General features: G+C 70.8%; 8 protein-coding genes. 1 reads left to right on the forward strand and 7 read right to left on the reverse strand.

Going from position 1 to position 9,158, the window contains the following annotated elements:
- Positions 1 to 188 (reverse strand): isocitrate/isopropylmalate family dehydrogenase (locus VNT50_RS00660; RefSeq protein ID WP_325483181.1); only part of this gene is annotated, 188 nt, incomplete at its 3' end.
- 58 nt (positions 189 to 246) lie between these two features.
- A complete protein-coding gene (locus tag VNT50_RS00665; protein ID WP_325483182.1) occupies positions 247 to 1,797 on the reverse strand; it encodes an MFS transporter in 1,551 nt (516 codons plus the stop codon).
- A gap of 76 nt (positions 1,798 to 1,873) precedes the next feature.
- Here VNT50_RS00665 and VNT50_RS00670 point away from each other — a divergent pair, with 76 nt between their 5' ends.
- The gene (locus tag VNT50_RS00670; protein ID WP_325483183.1) at positions 1,874 to 2,419 is read left to right on the forward strand and encodes a TetR/AcrR family transcriptional regulator; all 546 of its coding nucleotides are present in this window, start codon (positions 1,874 to 1,876) and stop codon (positions 2,417 to 2,419) included.
- A gap of 121 nt (positions 2,420 to 2,540) precedes the next feature.
- Here the strand turns inward: VNT50_RS00670 and serA are convergent, their stop codons facing one another.
- From serA to VNT50_RS00695, 5 genes are all read right to left on the reverse strand, one after another.
- Positions 2,541 to 4,145 (reverse strand): phosphoglycerate dehydrogenase, encoded by a 1,605-nt coding sequence (gene serA, locus VNT50_RS00675; protein ID WP_325483184.1) that lies wholly within the window; start codon positions 4,143 to 4,145, stop codon positions 2,541 to 2,543.
- A 177-nt stretch (positions 4,146 to 4,322) separates the two neighbouring features.
- Complete coding sequence (locus VNT50_RS00680) at positions 4,323 to 4,667, reverse strand: bacitracin resistance protein (protein ID WP_325483185.1); 345 nt, start codon at positions 4,665 to 4,667, stop codon at positions 4,323 to 4,325.
- Positions 4,664 to 5,221: a DNA polymerase III subunit gamma/tau gene (locus VNT50_RS00685; protein WP_325483186.1), complete on the reverse strand. Its 558-nt coding sequence runs from the start codon at positions 5,219 to 5,221 to the stop codon at positions 4,664 to 4,666. The genes VNT50_RS00680 and VNT50_RS00685 overlap by 4 nt, the downstream gene beginning before the upstream one ends.
- Before the next feature lie 41 nt (positions 5,222 to 5,262).
- Positions 5,263 to 8,577 (reverse strand): lamin tail domain-containing metallophosphoesterase family protein, encoded by a 3,315-nt coding sequence (locus VNT50_RS00690; RefSeq protein ID WP_325483187.1) that lies wholly within the window; start codon positions 8,575 to 8,577, stop codon positions 5,263 to 5,265.
- Between the two features lie 188 nt (positions 8,578 to 8,765).
- Positions 8,766 to 9,158 (reverse strand): DUF6855 family protein (locus tag VNT50_RS00695; RefSeq protein ID WP_325483188.1); only part of this gene is annotated, 393 nt, incomplete at its 5' end.

Raw genomic sequence — 9,158 nt, forward strand, 5'->3', positions numbered from 1 at the left:
TCGAGGTCGGCGTCGGTGAGGGTGTCGCCGGTCTCGAGGAAGCGCGCGGCCCCCAGCGAGAAGCGGGTCTTCTCGAAGCGGACGCCGGACCCTGCGGTTGCAGCATCCAGCACCTTCTCGGCCTCGGCGACCACCTCGGCACCGATTCCGTCACCCGGGATGACCGCCAGCTTCACGACACGCGACATTGCTCTCCTTCTCTCCCCGCCAGCGTACCGGCGGGGAGAGACGGGGCTCGTCGCTGTGTCAGCGCTCGGCGCGCTCGACCTTCGGGCGACGGCCGAGCGTGAGGGCCGCGATGACGGCGGCGATCACGATGAGTCCCGCGCCGGTCAGGGCGGTCACGCCGACGCCCGCGTCGAACGCGTGTGCCGCCGCATCCCGAAGAGCCTGCCCCAGCGTCTCCTCGAGGCCCTGCGATGCGGCGACGGCTCCGCCGAGCGTCTCGCGTGCGGCATCCGCCACGTCGGCGGGCAGGCCCGCCGGGAGCGCGAGGTTCGCGCGGTAGAACGCCGCCAGCAGGCCGCCGATGATCGTCGTGCCGAGCACGGCCCCGAGCTCGTAGGCCGTCTCCGACACGGCGCTCGCCGCCCCGGCCTTCGCCGGCGGCGCGCTCGCCAGGATCAGCTCGTTCGATACGGTCTCGGCCGCGCCGATGCCGATGCCGAGCGAGACGAACGCCGCGATCATCAGGGACAGCGCGCCGGTCTCGGTGCTGATCGCGGCCAGCAGGTAGCCGAGGATCGAGAACCCGAGCGCGACGGGCACCACGATGCGGGGCGCTACGCGCTTCGCGATCGGCACGACGCCGATGCCGGCGACGATCATCGCGGCGAGCCCGGGCACGAGGGCGAGCCCCGCCTCCATCGGCGACAGGCCGACGATGAGCTGCAGGTGCTGGGCGATGAAGTACAGGAACCCGACGAGTCCGATGACGCTCAGAAGGTTGACCAGCACGGACCCGGAGAAGGTGCCGCGGCGGAACAGGGCCATATCGAGCATGGGCGTTTCGAGCCGGTTCTGACGGCGGACGAACAGCACGCCGAACACCGCGCCGGCGCCCGCGAGCACGAGCGGCATCGCGTTCGCGGCGCCGTGCACCGCGACATCCTTGATCGCGTAGACGATGGGCACCATGGTCGCGAGCGAGAGCACGACGCTCAGCAGGTCGAATCGGCCCGGCTTCGGGTCGCGGCTCTCGGGAACCAGGATCGGCACGAGGATGAGCAGCGGCACCAGCACGGGCACCGCCATCAGGAACACCGAGCCCCACGCGAAGTGCTCGAGGAGCAGACCGCCGACGACGGGACCGAGCGCCGCACCGGCCGAGAAGGCCGAGGCCCAGACCGCGATGGCCATGCGACGCTGGTCGCGGTTCGTGAAGATGGTTCGCAGCAGCGACAGAGTCGACGGCATGAGCATCGCGCCGAACACACCCAGGGCGGCGCGGGATGCGATGAGCAGCTCGGCGTTGGGCGCGAACGCCGCAAGCGCGGAGACGATGCCGAATCCGGTCGCTCCGATGAGCAGCATCCGTCGCCGTCCGAAGCGGTCGCCGAGCGTGCCCATTGTCACCAGCAGGCCCGCGAGCACGAGCGGGTATGCATCGATGATCCAGAGCTGCTGGGTGGCGGCGGGCTCGAGGTCGAGCGCGATCTGCGGCAGCGCGAAGCTCAGCACGGTGTTGTCGACCGAAATGAGCAGCACCGGCAGCATGAGCACGACGAGGGCCGCCCAGCCGCGCCATCCGACGCGTGGGGTCTCGGTGGCCGTGGTGCGAGTCAGTGTGTGCGTCATTTCATTTTCCATTTCTAAACCGTCTAGCCGGTACACTATCAGATATGACCGCTCCAGCGTGGCTAGGCTCGTGCCCATGAGCCGCCCACCCCACGCGCGCGAGAGCGTGCTCGACGCCTTCGAGGCGATCCTCATCGACGACGGTGAACGCAGCGCGACGCTCGACGCAACAGCGCGAGCGGCCGGCGTGTCGAAAGGCGGGCTGCTCTACCACTTCGGCTCCAAGGAAGCCCTCGAAGCGGGCCTCATCGAGCGGCTCGGACGGCTTGTGGATGTCGACATCGAGGCCATTACGACGGCGCCGGAGGGCCCCGTCGCCTACTTCCTCCGGTCATCGGCCATGCAGAATGACCCGCTCGATCGCGCCCTGATCGCGACATCCCGGCTCGCACAGGGCGGCAACGCCGCAGCGAGCGCGACGGTGCGCGAGGTGCGCCTGCGGTGGGAGGACGCTCTCCGCCCGCACACGAAGGATGCCACGGCCCTCGACCTCGTGATGCTGGTGAGCGACGGCCTCTACTTCAACAACGCACTGGAGGGCGGGTCGGTGCCCGGCCCCGTGCCCGAGGGTGCGGCCATGGATGCGCTCATCGCGCTGGTGGAGGGCGCCACCAAGCGCTGAGGCCTGTGCTCGCGCTCTCGCTCGACGCGAAGTGCGGGTCGCGCACCGCACACACCCGCACCTTGCGCCCAGGGACGCGCCGGCGGGGTCCGGCGCGTCGCGGGCTCAGGATGCGCGAGGCTCAGGGCTCGGTGATCTCGATCTGTCGGAACAGGTCGGCGTGAATGGCCTCGTGCAGCTCGGTCAGCATCTCGTCGGGCACGAGTGAGTCGACCGTGAGCACCGAGAGTGCGCGACCGCTCGCGTCGGGGTGGGCCACCTGCAGACCGGCGATGTTGATACCCGCATCGCCGAGCCGCTGTCCGTAGATGGCGACGATGCCCGGGCGGTCGGCGTAGCGCATGACGATGTGGTACTGCTCCAGCGCCACCTCGATCTCGTAGCCGTTGATACCGACGACCTTCGGCACCATGCGGGTGCCGGCGAGGGTGCCCGCGACCGTGAGCACGGCTCCGTCGGCCAACGTGCCCCGCAGGATCGTGAGGTTGCGGTACAGCGGACTCTCTGCCTCGACGATGAGGCGCGTCTCGATGCCGCGCTGCTCTGCGAAGAGCGGCGCGTTCACGTAGGACACGTTCTCGCTGACGACGTTCGCGAGGATGCCCTTGAGAGCCGCGAGTCGGTACACGCTGACGTCGTAGGCGGCGAGCTCGCCGCGCACCTCGATGTCGAGACTGGTGACCGCGGCGTGCGCGAGCCCGGTGAAGAACTGCCCCAGCTTCTCGACCAGGGCGATGCCCGGACGCACGAAGGGGTCGATGATACCCCCGGCGACGTTCACGGCGTCGGGAACCAGATCACCCTCGAGGGCGAGCTTGACCGATCGCGCCACCGAGACGCCGGCCTTCTCCTGCGCCTCCTCGGTCGACGCACCCAGGTGCGGAGTGACGACGACGTTCGGCAGGTCGAGCAGGCGCGACGCCGTGGAATCCCCGGCCGGCGGCTCGGAGGTGAACACGTCCAGCCCGGCACCAGCGATCACACCGCGGGTGAGTGCGAGGTGCAGCGCCTCCTCGTCGATGAGACCGCCCCGGGCGACGTTGATGAGGAATGCCGACGGCTTCATCAGCGCGATCTGCTCCGTGCCGATCATCCCGGTGGTCTCGGCGGTCTTCGGCATGTGCACCGTGACGAAATCGCTCTGGCGCAGCACCTCTTCGAACGAGAGGAGCTCGACCTGCAGCTGCTGGGCGCGGGTGGGCGTCACATACGGGTCGTATCCGACGACCCGCACGCCGAACGCCCGGAGCCGCTCAGCGATCAGCGCCCCGATGCGGCCGAGGCCGACGATGCCGACGGTCTTCTCGAACAGCTCGGTGCCCGTGAAGGAGCTGCGCTTCCACTGGCCCTGCGAGAGCGAGGCGTGCGCGGCCGGAATGCGGCGCGCGAGGCTCAGGATGTGGCCGACCGTGAGCTCGGCCGCCGAGATGATGTTGGATGTCGGTGCGTTGACCACCATCACGCCCGCGGTGGTCGCGGCCTTGATGTCGACGTTGTCGAGCCCCACGCCTGCGCGCGCGATGACCTTGAGCACCGGCGCGGCCGCCAGGGCCTCGGCATCCACCTTCGTCGCCGAACGCACGAGCACGGCGTTCGCTTCCGCGAGGGCGGCGAGCAGGGCCGGACGGTCCGTCCCGTCGACGGTGCGCACTTCGAAATCGGGGCCGAGGGCCTCGATCGTGGCGGGAGAGAGTTCTTCGGCGATGAGGACGACGGGCTTCGACACGAAAGCGGATCCTTTGTTGCATGCGCACGCGCGCGGGTCAGTGCGATGGGACGTGCCGCACCGCACGCATGGGGGGCGAGGCCCGATCAGCCTACCGGCTCCGCGCTGGCGGTCCCGACTGTATGACGGGGACGCCGGTGGGTCGGCCGACGCCCCGGCGCTTCCGACGCCAGTGGGTCAGCCGACGACCGACGGTCCGCCGAGGAGATAGGCGATGACGTTCAGCCAGAACACCGCGACGAGCGACAGCCCCGTCAGCATGATGAGGAGGAAGTGGTGCGCGGGGCGGCGGAACCCGAGCGCGAACGCCGCAGCGAACGCGATGACGGGGAACGCCACGGCGAAGATCAGGACGAACCACCCCAACCCGGTCAGCGGACCCGCCGACGCGAAGGTGATGAGGAACGACAGCGCGTTCCAGACGGCGTAGGCGTAGAAGAGCCCGAACCCGCCGGCGATCGTCGCGACCAGCCAGGTCGGCGTGCGGCGCGGGGGCGCGGCATCAATCGTCTGCTCGGTCATACTCCCACCGCCCCCACCATCACGAACGGCCATGGCGCGAGCAGCACGATGCCGGCGCCGAGCCAGACGAACCGCATCCACAACGCCTTGCGGGCCGTGACGATCCAGACGGTCGCGAACCACACCAGCGGTGCGAGCACCGCGAGCCACAGGCTCACCTGGAAGACGACATCGGTGACGAGGAACTGCGCAAGCCCCTGCAACCGCTGGCCACCGACCAGCCAGCCGATCGCGAAGAGGAGGTAGATGCCGCCGAGCACCCCGACCGCGATCAGCGCGGCGTTGCCGAGGTGTGCGGGCGCCTCCTCCTCGGCGGTCGCAGGCACGGCGTGCGCGGGTGATTCGGCCGCGACGTCGTGCTCTCCGGTGACCGCTTCGCTGCCCTTGCCGACCGCGTTCCAGCCATCGGGCAGCGACGCGGGCTCGGGCGCGTTGACGACCGCGCCGGGCCCGGCTACGGGCTCGGGCGCGTCGGTGGATGCCGCGGGCCGGACGTCGAGGGTCGGGTCTTCATCCCCGTCCCACGAGAGGGCGTCGTCATCGCGTCGGGCCATGGCTTCAGCGTACCGGCGCGGTCGCCCGCGGGCGCGGGATCTCAGCGATCCGCGACGAATACGCCCGTGGTGGCGATCCCCTTCTCGTACTGCAGGGCCAGGTCGACCGTGAAGTGGTCGTCGGCGACGCCGTACCTGTTCTGCAGCCCGTCGGCGAGGATGCGCCACGGGCGGTCGTTCGATGGGGTGCCCTCGTGGCCGTCGTCCGGCACGAACTGCTCGTAGTCGTAGGGCGCGCTCGTCGGCGCGGCCAGGGTCGACGAGAGGGCGTCGACGGCGAGGCGTCCGCCCGCGACATCGACCTGGATCAGCCGCGAGAATCCCGTCGCCCGCTCCCCCGTGTGCGTGCGGAACTCCTGGTAGTCCGCGAGCGCCTCGACCACGGTGTGCCCCGGGATGCCGCCCGCATCCTCGGTGACGATCCGGCCGAGGCCGTGGAAGTGCCCCGACAGCACGAGCACCACGTTGCGGTTCGGGGCGATCACGCGCTCCCAGAGGTGGTCGGCGTGGGAGAGCCAGCGTGAGGAGTTCGAGCGGTTCGCAACGGTCTCGGTGGTCTTGGGGGTGACGTGCTCGTGGGTCGAGACCACCACGTTGTGATCGGGATGCCGCGCCACGATCTCCTCCGCCCACGCGATCTCTCGCTCGCCGTACGCGTACGGCAGCGACAGCATCAGCATCGGGGCGCCGCCGGCGGTGAACGTCGAGTAGTTCGCCGTGTTGTCCCCGGGTGCGATGGAGCCGCGGTACCAGGGCGTGCCGGCGTAGCGCTCGGGGCCGAAGTACTCGTTGAACAGGGCAGGGCTCACCCCGCGCTTGTTGTCGTGGTTTCCGGGCAGCACACTGTTGGGCACGCCCGCGTCATCGAGCGCGGCCTGCATGTCCGATGCCACGGCGAACTCGCGACGCGCACGCTCTTCGGGCTGATCGGGATCGACCCAGTTCTGGATGAGATCGCCCGTGTGGGTCGCGAATGCGATCTTGCGGTACTCGGCGTTCGCGATCACCCATCCGACGACGTCCGCGTACACCTCGGGGTACGCCTCCGACAGGTACTGCGTATCGGTGAGGTGGGTGATCGCGAAGTCGTAGTCGACGGGATTCGCGAGCTTCTCGTTCGCGTCGAGGGTGTGCTTGGAGCGCGGCACGCTCTGCACGAGGAGCTCGACCGTGCCGTTCTGGATGTCGCGGGCGCGGATGCCTCCCCGGAGCTCCATGGGGTGCTCGTCCGCACCGCGGGCGGGCGTGGCGGCATCCAGCGCGCGCCACACCGATGCCTCCGGCTCCCACACCGAGAGCCGCACTTCGCCGGGCCCACGGGCCGTGCCCGTCCACTGCACGGTGGCCGGTGCGCCGCTCACCGCAGCCGTGAGCCGCAGGTAGGGGTGTTCGTAGCCGTCGTCCCCGGATGTCAGCGCCGAGAGCGCCGTCGGATCCGCTGCGCGCTCGTTCGCGCCGACGCGCTCGATGAGCGGGCCGCTCGAGGTGCCTGCCGCCGCCGCGACCACGTGCACGGCGGCCGCACCGGGCAGCGGCTCGCTGTCGAGCGGCACCGACAGGGTCTCGGCGACGCGCGCCTTCGGCGCGAGCCGCAGCACCGCCTCGGCGACGAGCGCGCCGGGCTCGGTGATGCTGCGGGGCGCGAGGATGCCGGGCGTATGGCGTGCGGCGACGAAGTCGGCGGAATTATCGCCGGTCCGCTGCGCGCGCTGATACGTCTCACCGCGCAGGCGATCGACGGCGAACACCGGGAGCGTGAGCCCCGACGAGCACGCGCTCGGGGTGTCCACGCTCCGATCCATCTCGTTGACGTGATAGGCGCCGACGCCATCGACCCGCCCGCCGGCGGCGTCCTCGAGCCACACGCCCGCGCCCCGGAAGTCGAACTCGTGGTCGAACACCGCGTCCGCGGCACCGGCCGCAGCGGTCCCGCGGAGCGCGGCGGTGAACGTCTGTCCCGCCCGCAGGACGGTGCCGGCCGGGACGGTCGCGAGCGTGCTGCGGAAGCGGAATCCGTCGAGCCCGCATCCGATCAGACGCCAGCCACCGACGTCCTGGGCCTCGTCGGCGTAGTTGCCGAACTCCACGAAGTGCTGCCGGACGTGCCCTTCGGGCAGCCCTGCGATGGCGGGGTCGACCGCGAACTCGCTGATCGCGATCGCGCCCGCGTCGTCCGACTCGGCGATGGTCATCGCCTGCGCCCGGCGCGCGTTCGGCGCACCGGGCGTGCGTGCCGCCATGACATACGCGCCCGCCGAGCCACGCTGCCAGCTCTGGCCGAGGCGATGGTCGAGGCCCGCGTCGAGCTTCTCGTCACCGGTCTGGCAGGCCGTGTCGCCGTGCGAAGACACGGACACCCCGGCGACGCGTCGCCCGCGGTCGTCGACGAGGAGCACGCCCGACAGCCCGTCGGCGAGCGATGTCCGGGTCCGGAAGCCGGGCTGCTCGTCCTCGGCCTGGAAGCCCGGCCCCGCGATCAGCGACCGCTCCCCGGATCGCAGCCGGGTGCCGGCGGGAAACTCGACCTGCACCGTGTCGGCGGTCGCCGCACCGAGGGCCGTGCACCGGAACAGGCGCCACCCGGTGAGGTCGACGTCGCCCCTGCCGCGATTGCGGAGCTCCACGAAGTCGTCGGCGCTGCCGCCCGGCCCGGCCGGTGCGACCTCGTCGATGACGACATCCATCACCGCCGCGCCATCCTGCCGCTCGGCGTTCGGCTCCCCCGGCGTCGCCCCCGCGCGCACCCAGCGACCGTCGGCCGTGCGTTGCCAGCTCTCGTCGAGGGCGGCCGCGAGCGTCGCCGGAAGGTTCGGCGTCGGCCCGCACTCACTCTCGGTCGGCCACGGTTCGTTCGGATACACCGCCACCGAGTCGACCGTCGCACCGTCGGGCGCGACGAGGACGAGCCCCATTCCGCGCGAGGAGAACACCTTGGTGAAGCGGGCGTCGGCTGCCGCGGCGGCCGCGCGAGCGCTCATGTTGACCACCGTGAAGATCTCCCCGGCGTCGAGCACGACATCGGTGAGCATGATCTCGGGACGAGCGAGGTTGGCGCGCAGCCCACGCTCGTCGCATCGGTACACCGCCCAGCCGGTCAGATCCACCGGCTCCGGCGAGGCGTTGCGCAGCTCGAAGAAGCTATCGGCGTCGGAGATCGAACTGGCCGCGGCGAGCTCGTTGATGATCACCGCGGGAATATCCGCGCGGATATCCGCGCGGTTCGCGGCGGAGGCTGCGTCGACGGGGAGCAGCAGTCCGGCGAGGATCGCCGCGCCGACCGCGAGCACCCACAGCCGCCCGTGCGACGCCCGGCGTCGCGTCGACCGAAACCCGTCGTACGTGCCAGCGTGTGTCACGCGACGAGCCTGGCGGCGGAGTGTGAACGAGGGGCATCGTGCGCTCCCGTGTCAGGTGAACGTCGAACGCACGCCGGGCATGCGTTCGCGTTGCCACGTCACCGCGTCACGCCGCGTCGACAGAGCGGATGCCGGCGGTGCTTCGTCAGGCCGCGGGCCTCACCGGCTGAACGGCGGATGCGGCGTCGTCAGAGCGCCTTGACGCTGTTGTTCCGCGCGTCGTGGGTGAGCTCGACGAGGCCGAGCGCCTCGAGCAGCGGCGGCAGGTACATGCCGAAGCGTCCCCGATAGCCCTTGCGGAGGCCGTACCAGCCCCCGACCGGATTGGTCTCGCTGCGCCCCCACGCCTCGACGGTGCCGTCGGCGGCGGCCTTCTGCTCGTCGGCAGCGCCGAGCGGCACCCAATCGCCCTGCGCGCGTAGCCAGGCCACGAGATCGTCGACCGCGGACACGTGGTACTTGAGCGTCGTCGAGCCCACCTGGCATACCAGTGCCGGCGGGTCGGCGGCCTCGTCACGGTACATCGTGTACTCCGACGTGCCCGGCGCGGTCACGAGGCGCCACGGGTCGTCCTTGGTTCC

This window comes from Microbacterium sp. (assembly GCF_035554235.1).
Lineage (GTDB): Bacteria > Actinomycetota > Actinomycetes > Actinomycetales > Microbacteriaceae > Microbacterium.